At 49.2% G+C, this 19,688-nt stretch carries 15 protein-coding genes and 3 pseudogenes; 8 read left to right on the top strand and 10 right to left on the bottom strand.

What is annotated here, in order from left to right; all coding sequences use genetic code 11:
- Positions 1–165: 165 nt before the first annotated feature.
- Positions 166–678 (top strand): hypothetical protein, encoded by a 513-nt coding sequence (locus KIH39_RS15730; protein ID WP_213494179.1) that lies wholly within the window; start codon positions 166–168, stop codon positions 676–678.
- A gap of 144 nt (positions 679–822) precedes the next feature.
- Here the strand turns inward: KIH39_RS15730 and KIH39_RS15735 are convergent, their stop codons facing one another.
- Complete coding sequence (locus tag KIH39_RS15735) at positions 823–1,278, bottom strand: hypothetical protein (RefSeq protein ID WP_213494180.1); 456 nt, start codon at positions 1,276–1,278, stop codon at positions 823–825.
- 664 nt (positions 1,279–1,942) lie between these two features.
- Between KIH39_RS15735 and KIH39_RS15740 the strand changes: the two genes are divergently transcribed.
- From KIH39_RS15740 to KIH39_RS15750, 3 genes are all read left to right on the top strand, one after another.
- Positions 1,943–2,194 (top strand): hypothetical protein, encoded by a 252-nt coding sequence (locus KIH39_RS15740; RefSeq protein ID WP_213494181.1) that lies wholly within the window; start codon positions 1,943–1,945, stop codon positions 2,192–2,194.
- A 579-nt stretch (positions 2,195–2,773) separates the two neighbouring features.
- Positions 2,774–4,108: an IS701 family transposase gene (locus tag KIH39_RS15745; protein ID WP_213493803.1), complete on the top strand. Its 1,335-nt coding sequence runs from the start codon at positions 2,774–2,776 to the stop codon at positions 4,106–4,108.
- A gap of 83 nt (positions 4,109–4,191) precedes the next feature.
- A complete protein-coding gene (locus KIH39_RS15750) occupies positions 4,192–7,551 on the top strand; it encodes a serine/threonine-protein kinase (protein WP_213494182.1) in 3,360 nt (1,119 codons plus the stop codon).
- 278 nt (positions 7,552–7,829) lie between these two features.
- Here KIH39_RS15750 and KIH39_RS15755 read toward each other — a convergent pair whose 3' ends face one another.
- From KIH39_RS15755 to KIH39_RS15780, 6 genes and pseudogenes are all read right to left on the bottom strand, one after another.
- Positions 7,830–7,976, bottom strand: coding sequence for a hypothetical protein (locus KIH39_RS15755; RefSeq protein WP_213494183.1), 147 nt, complete (start codon positions 7,974–7,976; stop codon positions 7,830–7,832).
- Positions 7,977–8,040: 64 nt separating this feature from the next.
- Positions 8,041–8,454 carry a hypothetical protein gene (locus KIH39_RS15760; RefSeq protein ID WP_213494184.1) on the bottom strand — a complete coding sequence of 138 codons (414 nt, stop codon included), beginning with the start codon at positions 8,452–8,454 and terminating at the stop codon, positions 8,041–8,043.
- 61 nt (positions 8,455–8,515) lie between these two features.
- Positions 8,516–9,013: pseudogene (locus KIH39_RS15765) on the bottom strand (IS630 family transposase); the annotation flags it as partial.
- Between the two features lie 21 nt (positions 9,014–9,034).
- Complete coding sequence (locus KIH39_RS15770; RefSeq protein WP_213494186.1) at positions 9,035–9,802, bottom strand: hypothetical protein; 768 nt, start codon at positions 9,800–9,802, stop codon at positions 9,035–9,037.
- 737 nt (positions 9,803–10,539) lie between these two features.
- Positions 10,540–11,241 carry a hypothetical protein gene (locus KIH39_RS15775; RefSeq protein WP_213494187.1) on the bottom strand — a complete coding sequence of 234 codons (702 nt, stop codon included), beginning with the start codon at positions 11,239–11,241 and terminating at the stop codon, positions 10,540–10,542.
- Between the two features lie 65 nt (positions 11,242–11,306).
- Positions 11,307–12,872 carry a PDDEXK family nuclease gene (locus tag KIH39_RS15780; RefSeq protein ID WP_213494188.1) on the bottom strand — a complete coding sequence of 522 codons (1,566 nt, stop codon included), beginning with the start codon at positions 12,870–12,872 and terminating at the stop codon, positions 11,307–11,309.
- Positions 12,873–13,321: 449 nt separating this feature from the next.
- On the opposite strand from KIH39_RS15780, the gene KIH39_RS15785 reads away from it, so the two are divergent.
- Together KIH39_RS15785 and KIH39_RS15790 are read left to right on the top strand one after the other, a co-directional pair.
- Positions 13,322–13,633 (top strand): hypothetical protein, encoded by a 312-nt coding sequence (locus tag KIH39_RS15785; RefSeq protein WP_213494189.1) that lies wholly within the window; start codon positions 13,322–13,324, stop codon positions 13,631–13,633.
- Between the two features lie 568 nt (positions 13,634–14,201).
- Positions 14,202–14,549: a hypothetical protein gene (locus KIH39_RS15790; RefSeq protein WP_213494190.1), complete on the top strand. Its 348-nt coding sequence runs from the start codon at positions 14,202–14,204 to the stop codon at positions 14,547–14,549.
- Between the two features lie 206 nt (positions 14,550–14,755).
- Here the strand turns inward: KIH39_RS15790 and KIH39_RS27175 are convergent, their stop codons facing one another.
- A complete protein-coding gene (locus KIH39_RS27175; protein ID WP_213494191.1) occupies positions 14,756–15,196 on the bottom strand; it encodes a 3'-5' exonuclease in 441 nt (146 codons plus the stop codon).
- Between the two features lie 84 nt (positions 15,197–15,280).
- On the opposite strand from KIH39_RS27175, the pseudogene KIH39_RS27180 reads away from it, so the two are divergent.
- Together KIH39_RS27180 and KIH39_RS15800 are read left to right on the top strand one after the other, a co-directional pair.
- Positions 15,281–15,457, top strand: a pseudogene (locus KIH39_RS27180) (transposase family protein); the annotation flags it as partial.
- Positions 15,421–16,438: pseudogene (locus tag KIH39_RS15800) on the top strand (ISAs1 family transposase). The pseudogenes KIH39_RS27180 and KIH39_RS15800, both read left to right, overlap by 37 nt.
- Here the strand turns inward: KIH39_RS15800 and KIH39_RS15810 are convergent.
- Entirely contained in the window at positions 16,409–17,851 is a 1,443-nt protein-coding gene (locus KIH39_RS15810) for a UvrD-helicase domain-containing protein (RefSeq protein ID WP_213494194.1), read from the bottom strand. The pseudogene KIH39_RS15800 and the gene KIH39_RS15810 overlap by 30 nt on opposite strands.
- The gene (locus KIH39_RS15815) at positions 17,848–19,686 is read right to left on the bottom strand and encodes an ATP-dependent nuclease (protein WP_213494195.1); all 1,839 of its coding nucleotides are present in this window, start codon (positions 19,684–19,686) and stop codon (positions 17,848–17,850) included. The genes KIH39_RS15810 and KIH39_RS15815 overlap by 4 nt, the downstream gene beginning before the upstream one ends.
- Between the last annotated feature and the right edge of the window lie 2 nt (positions 19,687–19,688).

The raw sequence follows: 19,688 nt of genomic DNA on the forward strand, positions 1-19,688 counted from the left end.
CCTTGAGATCGCTGTACAAGTATGGCCTGTGGCGATGTGACTGCTGAGAAAAAGCTTGCACTTTATCCTTGCCGTTTTGGACCTCCTCGCCGGAACCTTTCGATTAGCTCCCCATCGAATTGAGTGGCGTACTTCCTCTATAATCCAAACCTACAGGAGGACTAAATGCTCAAAGCCACGGTTTCCCTCAGTCGAAAACTCAGCCAGGACTACAACTCCACCGGTTTTACCGTCAGCCTGGACGGAGAAATTCCTTTTCCACCCAGCGATCACGAAGGTGTTCTGGAAAAAGTGAGTGAACTCTTTGACCTGGCCGAGGAGGCCCTGAACCGAGAAATCGAAGAGAGCCGAGACCGAGAAATTGATCCGCCGTCATCGAAAACATCCCCATCGATTCCAACCAACAACGAATCGAGCAACGGACACGCCAATCCCGCCCGTAGAACTGAGCCGTTGTCAATGAATCGTCCCGATTACAACAGCCCGAACGGAAAAGCAGATCAGGCAACACCGAAGCAACTGCAATTCCTGGAAACGATGGCCCGACGGAACAAACTCACCGATCAGCAACTGGAACTTCGAATCAAGGAGGTGATCGGGCGACCCTGTACGATCCATCAGTTAACCAAGAAGGAAGCAGGGAAAGTGATTGATAGTCTGAATGCTGTCAAAGGCTAAAACCCGGGATGGAATTCTAAGATATTGGGCACACAGGAGCGGTAACCAGAACGCGGAAACCCAAAACCGCTGACTTTTTTTTCACCGGCCGGGAAAAGCACAAAACAATGGCCGTCCATGGCCATGCGGCATCCTGTTACCTTACTACTCCCCCGCGATAGCCTTTGCGCTATCAAGCATCTGCTTTGCAGCAAGGTTCCTTGCTTGATAGAGCATATTGGCTGGGTTTTTGAGAAGCTCCCGATATGCCTCATTAGAGTGACGCTTGAATTCCGCCAGTTTACCCCCCAACAGTGCTTCTTTTGTGTATGCCTCCCATTGGCCGCCGCGTGCGTGCCAGAGCCCTGTCGGAGTTCGCTTGAAGACCTGCCCCTCTTCGTAGTAGAACTCGAACTTTCCCCCGCCGTTGTCGATGACGGTGAAGTAGGCCTTGCCCACAGGATAGGCTCTTTTGTTTCCGGATTCGTAGTACGTATAACCGGTACTGTCCTTTCTGGGCGACCACTGTTCATCCTGAGCTCCAGCTGTTCCCCCGCCGAAGAGGGTGAAAAAAGCCAGGGCTGCCAGCGTCAAAAAATGTGTGTGAAACTTCGTAAACATCGTACATTCTCCTTTGCCCTTTCGGGCACTTTTGAGGTTGTGGGGCCTTTTATTATTGTTGCCCCCGTTAATAAGAGAATTGCCGTCCGCAGAAATGAGCGGCCCAAAAAAAGCAAAAATCTTTTCAAGTGATTGACAAGTTTGGCAAAGCGTGAGGCAATCTATCCGTGTCGTTCCAGAAAACGAAGTATTTTCTTATTCCTTAACTTCGAATGAAAAGTAATTACTAATATTACGGCACGCCAAGGCAGGAAATCTCTGATCCCAGGTGAAGACGGCAGAGATCCGCCGGGGGAAGCCATGTAAAAAGTTCCGAACGCAATTCAGGCAACTCGATGAACTGCCACATCGGTCTGAAGAATCGCTGAGCTGATGGTTCAAAGGACTTCGTTTTGTCGGTATCATCGAATATCAAATCAAGGGAAGGTAAACACCAAAATACCTGATTTGAACGCATCTGATGCGTTCGGCGATCCAGATCTCACTTTCTGTTTCAATTTTTTTGGCCTGTATCTTCCACTAACGGCAATTTCAAAGTGTAGGCGAGTTCACGATTGGGTGACTTGTCCGAGAAACAAGAAGTAAGTCCAGGATTAGCATGCGAGGCACTGCAATAAAAAATGACAGTGTTGAGATAATAGCCTGGCGCACAGGAGAATTTGACATGGGTGACATCCACATGCCTTTTAATTCCTATTTTCTACCGGAAGCAACATTCATCGTCGGTGCCGCATTGGTGGTTGTCACCTTCGCAATTGTCCTGCTACGTCAGATGCGGAAGATTTTAATCGTAGTGGCTTTTTTCATCGTGCTCGGTTGGGGATTTTTCTTGTACCCAAAATACTCGAATGAGTTACCATGGAAGGACATCCAGCATCGATTCGAAAATCTGAGATTGGACTCGCACGGGCGTTGATTACTTAATTTTCTCCACGCCAGACTCCACATCGGGAAGAAACGCGATTACCCGTGTCGATATCCGAATATTCCTCGATCTAACACCTCGAAATTCGAAAGGGAAATTTCTCGAATAACTTCAACGGTTGCTCCCTCTCGTAAGAAAGGGAGTTAATTTTTTTCATCACACCGTATGATTCCGAGACTACATGCTTGAAGAAGGCTTTCTACTGATCTCGGTTCAACTCAAACACTGAAAACTCCACACGAAGGATACAAGGTAGTAGCGTTCGATCGGAGATGCTCTCAAGTGGGATGAAGGCGAGACTTCCCTCTGTAGGACAAATAGCCAGGCTGAGAGGCGACACACCCCAAACCTGGAACGCGCGACGCAGCATCTTCCGTTCAGTACAGCACTTTCAGGGTTTATTGCAAGATCATCTTGCATGGAAAATCGAGTCACTTCTGTAGTATCTGCACTTTCCCAGAAAGTCTTAACAATTTAGGGGTATTGGGAATTTGAATTGCTCTTGAAAAAGCCGGTGCTTCCGTCAGCATGGTGGTGCTTAAAAAACATCAAGCCAGGAAGGCACCGGCCATGGAAGTATCTCGTTTTCCCTCCTTTCTGTCCAGCGCTTTTTCCGCCCTGGTCTTCTTTTTGGATGCTCGAATCCAGTCGCTAACCGTGCGTATCTTCCGCGGCATGTTCCTCGCTCAGGACCAGCGACGCACCGCCTCCCGATGGTTCCGAGCCGCCGGTATCCGTCGAAAGTACAAGTCGGCCTACCGGCACCTTGCAGCGGTCGGTCGAGAATCCCTTTCGATGAGTACCGCCGTGGGACGACTGGTTCTCAAACACCCGGCGGCCCAATCCGAGAAGATCGTGATTGCTCTGGATGACACCCTCACCAAACGTTACGGTCCGAAGGTCGAAGGGGCCGGAATTCACCACAATCCGACTCCGGGTCCGATCGGACAGTTGCTCGAATACGGGCAGAACTTCGTCGTGGCGGCTTTATTGGCCTGGCATCCTCTCCACGGCGTTATCGGCTTGCCTTGGCGAGCCCAGTTATACGTCCGCCAGAAAGAGGTCGCGACGCTTCCCCGCAAGTACCAGTGGAAGTTTCGGACCAAGCTGCAACTGGCGGTGGAGATCCTGCAATGGCTCTCGAAGTCTTTGTTTTCTCCGGGGAAAGCAGTCTGGATCGTGGCGGATGGCGGCTATGCGAAGAAACCGATTCTGCGGGCGTGTCGGCAGTTGAACTTCACATTGATCAGTCGGCTCCGCAAGGATGCCGCCCTATACGAGTTGCCCTCTCCCTCCAAAGGTCGGGGGCGTCCCCGCAAGTACGGAGAGAAGCGAATCGACTTGGCCAAGCGAGCGGCTCATGCCCGGGGATGGTCGTCGGCCTCCCTGCAGTTGTACGGTCGCCCAGAAGTCAAAACGTACAAGAGTTTTCTGGCGACCTGGAAGTCGGCGGAGGGAGTCATCCGCGTGGTTCTGGTTAAAGAGAAAAAAGGGTGGATCGCTTTCTTCTCGACGAATCCGGAGGCGACGGTGGCCCAGATCCTGGAAACCGTGGCCAGCCGCAATGCCATCGAGCAGGTCTTCAAGGACGTCAAGGAAGTTTGGAGAGCCGGTCAGCAGCAATTGCGAAACCTGCACGCCAACATCGGCGCGTTTCACATGAACCTGTGGATGATGACTTTGACCGAACTGTGGGCTTGGGATCAACCGCAAAGGAAGTTGGTGGATCGTTCCGATCGTCCCTGGGATAATCGGCCGCGACGGCCTTCTCATAACGATCGACGCAAGTCGTTGCTAAAGCTGATTTTGCAAGAAGAATTTCGAGCACTTCCGCAAAGCGGGCCCGGAACGCGAAAATACAAAATAGCCGTCAAACGCTTGTTCCAAATGGCCTGCTCCGCTTAGATTATCTGGGAAAGTGCAGGTAGTATGATATCGGGCACCAAAATCGATGTGACAATCTCAAATGTTGGGGACTGTGTGCGAACATGAATCCCTCTCCTGTGAATTCTGCTTCCTTACTCGAATCGATCGATGAATCCGCACGTCGCGAGTTCGAAGCATCTTGGGCAACTGGCTCGCCCCGCCTGATCGAAGATTTCATCCCACGGCCTGATGATCCTCGACGATTGGCGACGCTTGAAGAACTCGTCAGTATCGAACTCGAACTTGCTTGGAAGGCATTTCAAAAGTCAAGAGCAGGTCCACAACCCTCTCGTGTCGAGAATTACCTGTCGCGATTCCCTGAATTGAATTCTTTCAATATCGTCTCTCGTCTGCTCAGGCAAGAATTCGATATACGAAAGAATTATGGGGATCGACCTTCAACCAACGAGTTCCGCGAGCGATTTCCCGAGTTCGCAACTGTTGTAGACAAATTGGAAACCGACGCGACAAATGATAATGTCCAAGGTGAAGATAAACCGCCAGTAGTCGACGGGTATGAAGTCCTCAGGGTCTTGGGCAAAGGGGGTATGGGAGTTGTCTACGAGGCTGTCGAAGGCCGACTCGAGCGCTTAGTGGCTTTAAAAACATCTCGATTAGGATCGGGAAAGAACAACTCAGAAATTCGGATGCGATTCCTGGCTGAAGCACGCGTTGCCGCTCGGCTTGAGCACCCCGGTGTTGTTCCGGTTCACGAACTAGTGACGCCTTCGTCGGGCGAGCCATTTTACACGATGAAGCTTGTTCGAGGTAAAAGTCTGGCTGACGCAATTTATGAATTCCATGCCTCGAAACGACCCCCTAGCGAACAGGCCGTCGCCCGCCGACGGTTGATCGAAGCCTTCCTCGCGGTCACTCGAACTATGGCATTCGCCCATGAGAAAGGCGTAATTCATCGTGACTTAAAGCCGGCGAATATTGTACTCGGAGAATATGGCGAGACACTAATACTCGATTGGGGCTTGGCAAAAGAACTAAGCGAAGTTGGACCAGACGATTCGCATTATTCCGAAGCAAAGATCTCATCCGTCGAATTGACCGCGCGCGGTGTAGTACTCGGAACACCTGCTTACATGTCTCCCGAACAGGCGGCAGGCCGAACGGATGAAGTAGATGCTCAAAGCGACGTCTATGCACTCGGAGCTATTCTTTACCACATTTTGACGGGCCAACTACCTCATCGTTGTGTAGATGGAAATATCCTGCAATTCATACTGGAGAGCGAACCAGTACGTCCTTCGATAGCAGCGGCGAACGTTGCACGTCCATTGGAAGAAATCTGCCTGAAGGCGATGACCAAGCGGCGAGAGGATCGCTATCCGACGGCAAAAGCACTCGCGGACGATGTAGAGCGATGTCTAGCGGGAGAGCCAGTCTCGGTTTACAGGGAACGATTGCACGAAAGGTTTGCCAGGTGGTCGCGCCGGAATCGTCTTCTCGTCGCTACCGGCAGTGTGGCGGTCGTACTCTCCACCTTGGGTATCGTTGTGGGTCTTTACCTGCATTGGCAAGCGGAGCAAGAGCGGCGCGAACAGGAACTCAATTTTCAAATTGATCGCAATCGCTTGGCCTACGAATCGGAACGTAAGGAAACGCAAGCTCGAACCGAAAAGCGAGAAGCGATTCTTCGTTCCGCCCAATATGAGCTAGCCCGCGGTATCGCTGAACTGAAGTCAGATCGCTTTTCCGCTGCTGAACAGGCCTTCCGTAAAGGGTTGGTCGATATAAATTCGATTGAAGATCCGGGCATGCGCTCGCAGTTAGAACGTTTGCATCGCGAGGCTGGGCACTTAGCTGGATTTTACCGTTATTGGGAACGAGCTGAACGGTTGGCTTTAGTCACTGATGATATTTCATATCAACCAGGAGACGACACCGTGGTTGCGGCCTGCGAAGCGGGCCTAAAGAACTTGGGTGTCCTGAATGGGCCCGCCGAGTGGTGGAATCATTTGCCAGATAGTGAACTTCAGGAGAACCAGCGTCACCGTCTACGAGAAGAAACTTGTTCTTCACTCGGCCTCCTGGCAATGTGGCGAACCAAACGCGCCGTTATGAAGGAATTGACAGGTGCAAAGGAAGCGAGCAAGATCGATTATCGCAATACTATCGAGATACTCGGCCGCATCCAAGCGTTCGTTCGGTCCGATACGCGGCGTAAATCTGGAGAGCGGGTGTCTCCGGCGGCTGATGGCCTCGAACTCTTCTGTCGGCTCCAATTGGGAGAACCTCCGAATGCATTAAAATTACCGCTCGTCGGCGACAACGCTACCGACCTCTATTTCCTGGGCGTAACTCATGTATTTCTTGAGTTCTCACGAGGTTATCTAGAATCCGGGCAAACCTTCAGCAAAATTTTGCCTCTTCTAGGCCGGGGATCCATGGTTGACATCTTGATGTCCCGACTCGGCGATTTTAAAAAATTAAGCGGACTTGATTTCACCACCCCATTAGTCACAGCGGAACGACAACTTAGAAACGCAGTTGCGATGGACCCAAGCCACTATCTTTCTCACTACTGGCTCGGCCGTTGCCTTAGGGAAGCTAAGAATTTCTCGGCGGCAGAGCAAGCATTCAACTCCTGCATTGCACTACGTCCCGATTACGTTCCAGCTTATATCGGCCGCGCGGAAACCCTGATCATCGAATCGAATGACACAAAAAGAGCGAAGCCGCCTCGGCTGGCTCAGGACCTCCTTGAAGGGGCACTGCGCGGAATCGAAAAAGCGCCAGAGTCGGTACGCGCTGATCCGCAAGTTCGGTGGTTCGAATCGATCTGCTTGGAGAGGCTTGGTCGCGAAGACGAGTCATTGCAAGTTGCGACGGATGCCATGGAAAAGGAAATCGTTCAGCGAAATGGAGTCACATCCGGCCTGCCCTCTATCGCGAAGTGGGCGTTGAAATATATGGAAGAAGAAGCGAAACTTAATCCTAACAACTTGGAGATTCAGGCTTGCCACGGAGTAGCTCTGCTGGGAAGTAAGCACTTTAAAGCTGCAAGAGATGTAGTGGATAAAGTTTTGATGAAAGATCAAAGGCAGTCTCGAGCCCTCGTAGTTCGCGGGATGTTACGGCTTGAATCAGGCGAGGCTCAAGGAGCACTGCAGGATTTTGACGCTGTACTTAATTTGTCTCCACGTCAGCAGGCGGCACTGGCAGGTCGAGCGTGGACGTTAGAGCAACTCGGCGACTGGGAAGCAGCTCTTAAAGCTCACTCCGCGCAGTTGCCGGAAGGCTTTGTCGGCAAGGGACCCCAACATTTACAACCTTATCTCGGCCAAGCCAGAGCTTACCAGAAACTCGGCCGCTCCGAGGATGCCCGCAAAGCACTAGAAGCGGCACAGGAGATCGACCCGGTAGCAGCTGAAAATCTCAGTACCAAACTATTCCCACCAACAAGTCCATAATAGTGTGTAGTAGCGGTTTAAATTCGTCGATCACTCAGGTCCAGGAGACATAACGCGCTCTAATCTGCAATTGTTGATGATCGACAATCTCACAGCGGTCAAAAAATAAAGCCTGGAATGGAATCTGAAAAACTTGGAACTGCCCACATTGAGGTATGGCAGTTTACCCGACTAGGATTCGAATGTAGTTTCGACCTCGTTGGGGCCGCCTTGCAGCGGCGTCGTTTTGACGCATTTTTCCGGGGAAATCACGGGTTTTCGTAGTTCCTTGGGTAGCTTTAATAGTTGTATAGCGTTTGACTCGGAATGGCAATCTTGCCCCCTTTTTCGTAATCATCGAAGCGGGTCAAGAGGTTGTTATTCGACACTGAGGGCGTGAAGCCCGTTTTCGCACCGGCCTCGAACACCGCCAAGCGAGCATACATGATTCCCCAGACAGATTTCGAAAGCGCAAATGCAACACTATTTGGGGGGTTTTGTTAGGGGTTTTTAGTCAATCACGTCTTTATTTGTTTCACTTCTTCCAAGAATCCACCCCCCGCTGAAGTAGTTGACACCATTTAACAAGAGTAATTTTTTTGCGATTTGGCGTGTTATTAATAGATTATAATATTGATTTGATTTTATATTAAGTAGATAAAGTGGAAATCTCCAACAATTTAATATTGGATATGATATTCCAATTCTTAATAAGAGAATGCTTGTGGTATCGACTGTTGGCTGAAATGATATTCCTACTATTCGATCAGTTGAAACAAAGCATTTGTATTCTATTTCAGAATTGCATTTAATAATTCTGCCGAATTCTAATGCCGGAATAGTATCAATAAATTCTTCTTGAATTGTTTTGATTACAGAAATTAAATAATCCCTCTGAATTTTTAATATTAAAGCTTCTGCCATTAAACTCACCTGGTAAATTTAAATAACAATATAAATGAGGCTCTGGCACTAGTGTATCGTCTCACACAGAAGATGTTTTATCCAAGGTAGCCCTCGCCCGGCGGACTTTCTCCAGAATAGCCTCGGCTTTGGCAGTCCATTGGAATCCTTTTCCCGTGTTGTTGTGATGATCGATGTAGCCTTCAATTGCCTCGAACAACTGCGGCACACTTCGAAATATCCCTCGACGCAGTCGTTTGTCCGTTAAGTCGTGAAACCAGCGTTCCACCAGGTTCATCCAGGAACTGCTCGTGGGGATGAAATGCATGTGGAATCGAGGATGTCGGGCGAGCCAACGCTGAACTTTGGGATGCTTATGCGTCGCGTAGTTGTCCACGATCAAATGCAAGTCCAAGGCCGGATCGGTGGCGGCCTTGATCCGTTTGAGAAACTTGATCCATTCCTGGTGTCGATGTCGCGGCATGCATTCGCCAATTACTACTCCCTTGGCCACGTTCAGGGCCGCGAACAGAGTGGTGCCATGACGCGTGTAATCGTGAGTCAGAGTGCCGCAACGGCCGGGTATGATATCGTCCCGCATCTAACAGATATTGGCGATGGCCGCTTTTACATGATCGGCGAGTTTGTCCAAATACTGTTCCATGCCTTGCCGAGTAGTTGCCGGGTTTGTGCCTGCAATCTCATGTCCGACTTCATTCCGAAGTCGGGTGTAGATCGTCTCGTTCCGATTGAGATGAGAATTGAAGATTTGTTGAACTCCCGGTTCTTGCCCAATAATGAAGTCATCCACATACTTCTGCGTGTATTTCGATCCACCCTCCAGTGAAAGGAGTATTTTGTACAGATGCATGAATCTTGCTACAGGATCTTCTTGGCAGATAATCCATCGGAATTGCGCATAGTAAGTGTCTTTCTTCGGATCGGATGCTCCAATGGCGATTTTTAATCGCGGCACGTCAGCAACATTTATCGTGTGCGTAAAGCATCCACTACCTGAGAAATGGATTGTATTAGAGAAGGATCTATGGACAGTTTCTCCAGCGACTTGGACTTCGAAGCTACTATCACCTTTCACAGCATTCTCTGCAGCTATCTTGAATTCAAACGCGAGTCGATTAGCGACTTGTGTCGCGATCAATCGACCAATGCTATCCGCATCTTCAACGGATGCGACTTGCTTGAAACAGACTTTGACGAGAATTTGTTTTTCATTAGGCGAACTGATCTCTACTCGAGCTACAAATGGAAACTCTTTTGTCGTCAAGTCGAAAGGAGTGAGTGTAAGAAAGTAATAGCCAGTTATTTTGATTTTATAGAATTGGTAGCCGGTAAGCATGAGTCCGCTCATTTTTCCTGAGACCAGGGTATCGTTAAGTATTCAAATCACTTGAATACCCATCGCACCCAACTGTTTAACAATTCCCGTGTTGTTTCCACGCCATCGAAACAGCGCACAACTTACTCAGAAATTGATGGCCCCATCTTGAAGATTAGTTCCGAAGCGTATTGCATGACCATAGCGACACGTTCATTGCCTCAATTTCTGGCCATCGACTGCATTCGTCGTCTGAAGTCTTGAAAGCAAGGTGTTGGAGGCATTGACATAAGCACATTATAGCACTGATAAAATCGCTGCACAATAGACTGTGTGCGTGTCTCAGCGATTTTCGATACGGGCTGAATAAAGCAGCCAAGTCAAAGCAAAAATGCACAATTTTTCGTTAGCGGATAGGCGCGTCTCGCGAAAATTACACCCCCCCCGGTTGCATCCCAGATTAGCACCGTTTTTTGAAGTATTTCCCGGATCGGCTCTCTACTTTCCGCAATTGCATCCCTCCTTCTACTCGCGCCATAGCGGGCTCATTCGGCCTCCGACACGTCCAATGAAGGACGGAACCTTACGCGCGCACCACTGAGATGATAAAAGCAGCGGCGCGAACAGTTACGATTACGATTTGCTGCCGCTTGGGTTTCACTTTTGGAGATTCGGCATCCAGGCCAAACTGCCGTTCCAGCTAATAAGTAAGACAGTTTCGGGTTGGTAATTGGACCTATTAACAATTTTACAAATGCACAGAAATGAAACTATTCTGGAGGCGTGACAATCGCTTGAAAACGAGTTACTTGCCAATCTAGCTCCTCTTTCATTAGCTCACCTTTGGCATGACGGGCAAATTTCGCAGCCTCGCGTGCCGCCGAAGCACCGGTGACATGGCCTCTTGAAGCTTCGGCCGCTGACTTTGCTGCCCTACCCGCAACTACGGATGCCAGTCCTAATGTCAAAGATGCTTCTTCCGCTCGACTGCAAGCGGCTTCCGACTCATTCTGCGCGTCGTCGTTCTGAGCGGCATCTGTAAATTCTCGCGCCGTAGCGATCGTTGCCATTATTACGTCCTTTTGTTGGCCCGGAGGGATGATGTCCAATACGTGTGCTGCACAATCCAATGCAAATCGCCGAGCAGTATCATCTGTCCAGGTACCGGCATAAAGTTGCCGCACGAGTCGTACCCTCTTTGCAACCGTGTATCCATCCCGTTGCAGAAAAGGAGCATTTGCATCGAACTCCACCTCGAATAGAGCGTCTCCAAGCCACTGAACCATTTCACACATATCTAGGCAGAGAAAAATGCCTTTATCCGAATTCTTCGCATTGACGTTTATTGAGAGATCGCCCTCGACTTCAGCCCAATCGCCGGGTAGATCATTGATCGGCAACTTGCCAACAAAGGCATTATTGACGCCGAAGCCAGAAGAACCATCACGGTTTAACGTCTTGAAAAATGGCATCGGATTTCCTCGGATGAATAAATAAATCTCAATAAATTGGATTAATCCCCGCAGTATTCCTGCAATTATTGGTTCACCTCAAGATCACCCCATTCTTGACCGCCCTTGGCGATTACTGAGAGTAATGCATTTGAACGTTTACGCATATCGCTGGGAATTCGAGCAAGGATCTCATCTGGACCGAGAATATCTGCTTGAATATTGTCCTTAAGAGCAAGTTCTTTTAATTTTGCTTTTGCGTCTTCCCCTATAGCACCGCTAGTCCAAATCTCTGCGTAGCATCTGCCGATAGCTTTGTTTTCTTTCTTCGTCCACCATTTGCGACAAGAGGGTACGGTCTCAACGAAGAACTTGGTCACTTCGGAAGGACTCAACTCTTTATGCTCGTGGTAGGCCTTGCATTCTACCATAATAAGATCATCTCCCTTTTTTCCAAAGACATCAACATCCCGCTTACGCTCTTCCCGAAAGGGTACATCTTGGCCAAGTACGATGCCTTCCCAACCTTCTGAACGTAATACAAGCCCTGCGAGAACTTCGAATCCTATGGAGCAGAGATCCATCACAACAGGATTCGACTTTAGATTTTCCAATGCGCCTAGGAACTGCTTGAATTCATTTTCAAGAGATTTCTGTTGGCCACTAACTCTTAAATCACCGAGAATTTGTTCGACCATAACCATTGCATTCAGAGCTTCGTCACCGAACATTTGGGTGAAATTAACTGTAACCAACCCCTTATTTTTTGCTTCGTCCCAAGCATTCTTATCGAATTGACGAGCACCAATGATACCTAGATATGGCTGTCGCCTTCTCCCCCAGTTGGTCGCATTGTTTGCTCGAGTTAGAAATGATTGAACGGCGGACAATGAGCATCGATCCGCATAAACGTCAATCAATACAGGGCAGGGAATTCGTTTTTTTGCTTCGTTGACACGTACAAGCGGAGCAAGCCAGCTAAAGCCGTATGCGGTGAAGATTTGACCACTGTAATCGACATATCCTTTCGATTGCGAGGGCAACTCGTTGCCGTTCCATGAAACTAAGCTTTGCCGCTTAAGCCGGATTGTTAATATACGCGCAAGAAGGCTCTCCTTCCGGAGTGTTAGCAGTGATCTAATCGCTAGCTCGTCATAACTACTTTGGCTTTCCCAAGAATTCTCTGTAACAAGGTATTCGAATTCCGTGCCTTTCCCTCCTACCTTCACCCCCAATTCTGCTAAAGCTGTAACTTCTTCATCGAAAGAGGGTGAATGGGGATTGGTCGAGACCGTTGCGGCCACGAGTCGATGCGCATGCGTTCGGTGAAGGACAGTATAACGTTCCAGTGCCTCCAGACAACGTGCAAGTCCTGGTCTTAATTCACGTAGACACTCTGCGGCTTGACGGCAAAAGCCCGGTGTACCTACGAATGAAGATCTCGCAAAAAGTCGTTCCCCATGGGGGAGTTGCAAGTGTCCAGATCTCCAGAGCTTCGGGTCGCGAGTAGATGCTCGACTGATAGACTTTTTAGCGGCATCTCTCCCCATCCCACGCTCAGCCATTCGTTTGAGCAATTCGGAAGAAGTGATGAGTTCGCATTGGCCAATCAAATCGGATGGCTTGAACTTTTGCGGAACTGCGGCAACCATGATTTCCCCCAAGAAAGTCACGCTGCCCTTAGTATACTAATTCTTAATGCAAAGCCTTTTTGCATCCCCAAGTACGAATCGATGTAAGTTGTTACTTGATTATGACTTATGACGAGTACTTTTCTTTGCAATTAAGGCCAAAATGCCAAAAAACCGTCACTCTGCGATAAAATCGAATACGATCTTTGTATTTTCCTATCAGTCGGTATGGGACATAGTACTCTGATTAGTCTGCGTTACCAGCTTCTCAAATCCGTCAGCAAAAATGCGTCGGGGAGTAATGCGAGGTCTGTGTCAAATTGCAACGTCTCGAACCCCTTCTTCTCCCGAAACCTCTGGTAACATAATGAACGAGCATTATCTTGTCTCGCTATCAAGGAGGCGATGTGGAACGTGGTAAGTACATCGTGACCAGGCGGGGTCAGGCCTCGGCCTTGGGGAAGCGCCGTATGCGCCGCGTCATTGTTATGCTCGAACAGCAGCCGCAGAGCAAAAACATTAAGCCAGCAGATGCGGAGGCATTTCGAAGCGCTATCCTCAAATGGCTCAAAATGTTAGGCCAAACGGCTTTCCGAAAAAACGTTTTCCTTCAGTTGGACTTCTTCACTACCGCGAAAGACCCACCTGAGATCTACAGTTTGCCCAAGAACTACATCGATCTGTTACGGAAGCACGCGAAGGTTGCAGATAGCTCTGGTGGGCATCCATTCGCTTCATCTGTCGCATGTACTCAAAAGCGTCGTTGTTCAGCAGCCTTATGAATGAATCCTTGTCGTCTTCGAACTCGGCCAGTTGCTGGAAGTCTTCGTTGTCCTGAAACGGACCGCTCCCCAAGTAGTCTGTTTTCCATGCATGTCCCCGAATCAAATCCTCGTCCTCGAAGTCGTCCCAATTGATTCTTTTGACGAGGCGGACTCCGGCGAGGAAGTCGCGGAACGGCTCCGCTCGCAGCCATACTCCAGGTTTCTCAGAACGGCCACACAAGTGGTAGCGGACAATTAGCGCCTTGACCTGCCGATCGTCGCGAAGGAGTAGCCGTGGACGAGTGCTATCACCAACGCTTGGAAAGACACACCTGTTCTGGAGGCTTGTATGCCTTTCAGAATACTCCCCTCAGTAAAGGAGAGTCTCACGAAAACATTTTGAATCGACTTACTTTCCAGACCAGGAACGCGTCGTTTGCCATACCATTTACGCTAGAATTACCCTGCGCAACGCAAGGGCGACGGAGAAGCGTTCGACCAAGCAATTCGAAAAACGCTCGAAAGTTACAAATCTAAGCACCACTACTTATTTCCTCTCGCAACTGTACTGAACGTGACAGTCTTAATGATCCCGTCGAAGGGTGGGGGTAAGGACCTCGATAACTTAGCCACCCGGATTATTCGGCCCCTGCACGAGATATGGGCTCCTCCGAGCGGCTTCGCGCACGCCTCCAACACTGACAACATCAAGGAGAAGGGGAACAGGGAGTATTGGGAGAAAGCCCGCAACAAACTGCCGAAGGCACTGAAGTATTCGATCACGGAATACCGCGTCTTTGAGCTCCCACGCTTGCCCGATGACCCTAAAGAGGGTTTCGTCCGGCTCGCCTTCGACGGCGGCTTGCAGCCCGTGCAGTTTCGTGAGGAGAGCGACGATTACCTTGAAAAGTGGGAAAACTCCTTTGACCTCTGACCAACCAATGACAATTGAATATCCAACTAGGAACTCGAACACGTCGATACACTTCAGGGGAAAAGGAAGGCTCTGAACAAGGAAAAAGCTTTCCCTTCCTTGCAACTGAATGCATTCGCCTTTTATCGTTCGACCAGACGCGATCTTGAGGCAACTGGTCACTATATCCTGCTGCCGGAAGCTGAGTTGTAATTCGTCACTCTATATCATTTATTGGTATACAACGAAATTGCTTCGTCAGTTGTCATCGTTTGGAAGGATTCGGCAAAATTCGACCGATTTGTCTCGAAACTCTCCTTGCATTTCACCGGAACAAAAAGTATGAGATCGGAACGGCTTCTCGTCATAGCGACATAAGCTATTCTCCTCGCTTCGCGATCCTTCGTATTATTAGACCACCAAATTTGTGAAGGGCAATTAGCTGTATTCGTTCGGTCTGGACAGACAAAAATCGAAATATCATGAGTTTCTCCTTTGACTGCATGGACTGTCTCAATTGATATTGATCTGGCAGATATTTGCTGGCTTTTGAATGGAATAGTAACATTCGCAATTTCAGATGCTGACGTTAGCTTTTTGGGTTTGGGTACAGTCGTTGGAGTGGCCAATCCTTTCAGGGAAATCGCGCTTAAATTCCAAGAAAACATCTAATGTCATTAATTGTATTGCGCATCGTTCTTCTTTAGTGGAGGATGTGGAAATCGCTCGCTAGATCGCCCTGGGGTTCCTCGATGTTTCAGCTTTCCGAACTATCTCCCGCGCCGGCGAAAACTCCGTTGACCGATCTCCTCGTCCACTTCGCGGATTTGCCCGACCACCGCCTCGATCGTTGCCAACAACACACGCTTTCGGAAATCATTTTCATAGCCATTTGCGCCGCGGTTTCCGGAGCCAACGACTGGGTGGCCGTCGAAGCTTTCGGCGTGACCAAGATCGACTGGTTCCGGAAGTATCTCCCTTGCCCAACGGCATCCCGAGCCATGACACTTTCGGCCGAGTTTTCCGCTATCTGGACACGGATGCTTTCGAGGCCTGCTTCGCTTCATGGATGGCGGAAATCTGCGTCGGGACCGACCTGCTTCAGGTGGCGATCGACGGCAAGACGATGCGTTCGTCAGGCGGTCCGGGTCAGAAGTGCCTGCACGTGGTCAGCGCGTTTGCGACGGCCAACCGCGTGACGCTGGGCCAAGAGGCGGTGGACGATAAATCGAACGAGATCACCGCGATCCCGGAATTGCTGAAACGGCTGGACATTGCCGGAAAAATCGTGACTATCGACGCGATGGGCTGTCAAAAAAATCGCCGAGGCGGTGCGGGAACGGGACGCGGATTACCTGTTGGCGGTGAAGGACAATCAACCGACTCTCTTGGCCGAGATCAAGGCTCATTACTTCAAGCATTTGGAGTCCGGATTCGCCGATGTACCGACGACGTTCTGCGAATCGACGGAGAAGAATCGAGGCCGAGTGGAGTACCGTTCGTGCCTCGTGTTTTCGGACGTCAATTTCTTATCGATGAAGGACGATTGGAAAGGCTTGAAGACGGTGGTCGTGGTGGTGACCGACCGCCGAGAAAACCACAAGAGCGCGAGCGAAATCCGCTACTATATTTGCAGCCGAGCGTCGGACGCTCCGGTGTTGGCGAAAGCGGTCCGGGAACATTGGACGATCGAGAATAATTTGCATTGGTCCTTGGATGTGACATTCGGCGACGACGACAGCCGGGTTCGAAAAGATAACGGCCCTCAGAATTTCGCCAGGATTAAAAGGTTGGCTCTGAGCATAGTGGCGAATGCGAGCGGCAAGGAATCGATGGCAGTCAAACGACTGAAAGCCTGCGCCAGCGATGAACGCCGAGAATTAATTATTCGAGAATTCCTTCAGCTTTAAATGCGATTTCCCTGCCAATCCTTTGATTGCGGCTACAGCAGAAATATGCCTGGTTATAATTGTCCACGCTTTGCTCTGCCAACCAAAAAGTGTATCATTAACATCTAATGAATCGCCTTCAAGGAGGCACTGGACACATCGTTCTCTCCATTCAAATACCGACAAACCATATTTAGATAGCTGCTCATCAGTAATTCCTTCCTGTTCGAACAGAGCTAATTCGAGCGAAGCCCGGCAAGCCGCGAGGGCCAAGGAGTTTTGTCCTTGACGGAAAGCAATCACAGCGCGTTGGAAGTGGTTTAAGGGTGGGCTACCCAATTTGCGAGGCTGTTCTGATTTGTGACCTTTTAGTACCCTTACGGTCATGTTGAGTCTTGCGATAGCTTTGATAACCGAATTTGAATGCGATTTACTAACCGCCGCAGACAGCCGATTGAAATCTACAACCATGTCATCATAAGTCACCATAAGCGCCCTACCGACAGGGTTATTTTCGGGAGATACGATGTTTCCTGTCTCCTTCAAGTGACTTGCCACTTTAGCAACCGATTTTGAGCAACGAAGACTCGTGCTCAATGGAAAGACCTCAGCATCCTGGATGATCTCAAACTGGTCAAACAAATCTGGTCGCGCACCGTTAAATTCAAAAATTGACTGGTCAGGGTCGCCAACAAGAACGCCGCGCACATATGAGCTGCTTAAAATGCTCTTCAGACATTTACTCAAGAAGAAACCGGTGTCTTGCAATTCATCAATAAAAATTAAAGGGAAACGGCGTGTGATCTCAGTGATAATTAACGCCTTATATTTTTCATCTTCTAAAAGCTTGCTTGCCCACAACGCGGCATCTGAATGAGTCATAAGGCCAGATTTCTTCCAAACATTATTTTTACATTCTTTTACAATTCTCAGATCGTCTCCTGTCAATTTGATTAATGGCTGCATTGGGTGAGGTTTTCTCGCTGCAATTGCGCCTTGACAGTCTTCATCAATCCAGACGCAGCTACAGAGGTTAATGCCTTTGCCTACATTCGCCTTCAGGCCTTTGCCAAGGCTGCTCCAATGCTCTGCTCCCCATTCGCCGGGTAACAACCGAGGGTGGCGGAAGATCGGATAACATTTGCAAAAAAATGGACGAATCACATAGCGAAATAGAAAAGAATCGATTGTTCCCACAAAATGTGGATGGCTTAGATCGCGACCGACCGCCTTTCGAATTTCTTCTCCGCCAACCTTTGTGAATGACAAAGCTGCAATGCCGCTGGTTTGGGTTTGCCAAGAGTTTAGCTCGCGGAGGATTAGTTCGGCCACCATCCAAGTCTTTCCGCTGCCGGGCGATGCGCGTACCACGCGGATTCGAGACCCGTTTTTGTTGTCAATAACTGCCTGCTGCTCAACGGTCGGAAACCTCATTGTGTAGAGTCTCCTGAAGAATGGTCTTTTGGTGGATCAATTCCCGTAACAACGAAGTCAATTGCTCTACTGAGATACGGCGGCACTGCGAATTCGAGCGTACAGGCTGTGCATTTGCTAGAAATGGTTAACTTGGCAGCCAATTTGTGCGCAAATTCGGCTTTGCTTCCTGTGTGATTGGCACGACATATCCCTCGCCAAGTTGCTAACGCGCGGTCTTTTAGATCGTTGCCTGCTTTAGCCAGCCTATCTTTGTTGAAGGTTGTGGGCTTTTTTTCAAAGCATGATTCCCAAACATCTGCCATGACGTTAGCGTTGTTGTTGCCCGCTAGAGCTAGATCATATTCGAGTGTTAGTGCCGAACTGAAGACTTGAACCGAAGTGTGCTTGTCAAATAGCAACCTAAGATTGACCATGCGCGCCGATGGTACGAATTCCCCATCTTTCATTTCAGGCACCGCTTCTTCCCACTTCACATTCGTAGGCACGGAAGGATCAGAATCTGATACAATCGCCACGGGGATTCCAAAACCTTTGGTGTCAAACAGCTTTTTGAATGTCCCAAACGCTACACCACAGATGGGAATTACAGAAATGTGCAGTTTCGCCAAATCGCGTCCAAGACGTTTGGCCAATGGTGGAAGAAGAAGTGCTTCTGAAATTCCCTCAACAAGTATTACGGCTTTTGCAAAATAAAGCGTCGCTCGCGTAACATCAAGCATCCGCTGAAGGTCTGATTCTTCCGTGGGAGTCATTCCCGAATTTGCGATTCGGTTGCAATGGAGCGATCCCATTTTGTCCGCGAACAGGACCGAGATTCGGCATGGCTGCACACTCGCCGCCAGCGTTGGGGAGTGAGTTGTGACTATGGTTTGAGGAGTTTTGGAGCCAGGTGTCTTGTTAGACAAATACTCAGCGAGCAGCATAGTAAGCTGAGGATGCAAATGAGCCTCCGGCTCCTCGATAAGCAGGAGGGGGCTTTCGTCGGGCACTGGCTCTCGAAGATGCTCTAGGACAACCGCAATATAGAGCAAATTATTGTAGCCTAGCCCGTTAGCTTCAAGATCGCCAATTGGTGCTCCATCCATTTGGATGTGAAGCAAACGAAGTATTCGTTCAAATTCAACTTCTGCTGCCCTAATCGCAGATGGGGAGTAGTCGCTACCAGCAAGTTCAATCGTAGTAGACTGAAGAGAGGTAATGGTTCCTTTAATTAAATCATGCTTTTCGAGCTCATGGTTCGCTTGGCTATAGATCGACTCAATGTCCGTTTTGACTGTGCCACCTCGACGCTCCGCAAGATCGCGTAGCAGCAGTGCAAGCCTACTTCGGCTCCCAGGAGTAAGAGATGCTTTCGCATCACGAAGGGCAGGAAGATACGTGACAGGCAAGGACTCTAAAATCCGCGTCGAAATATCTTGTGTGTCTGGGGCAACAGGGCCGCCAGTTCTCCGAATCTGGGCCTGCCTTTTCCCTTTTGGCCAGCTAGCCGTGAATTTGATAACCGCTTTGGAATTAGCAAGGTTCGTTACATTGAAATCAACTATTTCGAAAAAATGTGAGCGTTGTTCCGCCGAAAGATCTGCGAAGGTTAGAGTTATCGAAATCGTTCGGTATTCAGTATCTTCTACAGATTCCTTGAAAAAGTCATCTCGGTCAAGCCAAAGAGATTCACCTCTAGACGCGCTAGGGCCAAGTGCATGACGTATAGCATCTAAGATTGCAGTTTTGCCAGTATTGTTTCTACCGACTACCACATTTAGCCCTGCACCTAAATCTACCCTCAAGGATTTGATCGCACGAAAATTCTCGATTTCAACAATGGATAGAAACATAA

The organism is Telmatocola sphagniphila, from assembly GCF_018398935.1.
Lineage (GTDB): Bacteria > Planctomycetota > Planctomycetia > Gemmatales > Gemmataceae > Telmatocola > Telmatocola sphagniphila.

Excerpts from the sequence above, each read along its gene's own strand:
- KIH39_RS15730 (WP_213494179.1), top strand. The coding sequence starts at position 166 with ATGCTCAAAGCCACGGTTTCCCTCAGTCGAAAACTCAGCCAGGACTAC.
- KIH39_RS15735 (WP_213494180.1), bottom strand. The coding sequence starts at position 1,278 with ATGTTTACGAAGTTTCACACACATTTTTTGACGCTGGCAGCCCTGGCT.
- KIH39_RS15740 (WP_213494181.1), top strand. The coding sequence starts at position 1,943 with ATGGGTGACATCCACATGCCTTTTAATTCCTATTTTCTACCGGAAGCA.
- KIH39_RS15745 (WP_213493803.1), top strand. The coding sequence starts at position 2,774 with ATGGAAGTATCTCGTTTTCCCTCCTTTCTGTCCAGCGCTTTTTCCGCC.
- KIH39_RS15750 (WP_213494182.1), top strand. The coding sequence starts at position 4,192 with ATGAATCCCTCTCCTGTGAATTCTGCTTCCTTACTCGAATCGATCGAT.
- KIH39_RS15755 (WP_213494183.1), bottom strand. The coding sequence starts at position 7,976 with ATGTATGCTCGCTTGGCGGTGTTCGAGGCCGGTGCGAAAACGGGCTTC.
- KIH39_RS15760 (WP_213494184.1), bottom strand. The coding sequence starts at position 8,454 with ATGGCAGAAGCTTTAATATTAAAAATTCAGAGGGATTATTTAATTTCT.
- KIH39_RS15770 (WP_213494186.1), bottom strand. The coding sequence starts at position 9,802 with ATGAGCGGACTCATGCTTACCGGCTACCAATTCTATAAAATCAAAATA.
- KIH39_RS15775 (WP_213494187.1), bottom strand. The coding sequence starts at position 11,241 with ATGCCATTTTTCAAGACGTTAAACCGTGATGGTTCTTCTGGCTTCGGC.
- KIH39_RS15780 (WP_213494188.1), bottom strand. The coding sequence starts at position 12,872 with ATGGTTGCCGCAGTTCCGCAAAAGTTCAAGCCATCCGATTTGATTGGC.
- KIH39_RS15785 (WP_213494189.1), top strand. The coding sequence starts at position 13,322 with ATGCGCCGCGTCATTGTTATGCTCGAACAGCAGCCGCAGAGCAAAAAC.
- KIH39_RS15790 (WP_213494190.1), top strand. The coding sequence starts at position 14,202 with ATGATCCCGTCGAAGGGTGGGGGTAAGGACCTCGATAACTTAGCCACC.
- KIH39_RS27175 (WP_213494191.1), bottom strand. The coding sequence starts at position 15,196 with ATGTTTTCTTGGAATTTAAGCGCGATTTCCCTGAAAGGATTGGCCACT.
- KIH39_RS15810 (WP_213494194.1), bottom strand. The coding sequence starts at position 17,851 with ATGAGGTTTCCGACCGTTGAGCAGCAGGCAGTTATTGACAACAAAAAC.
- KIH39_RS15815 (WP_213494195.1), bottom strand. The coding sequence starts at position 19,686 with ATGTTTCTATCCATTGTTGAAATCGAGAATTTTCGTGCGATCAAATCC.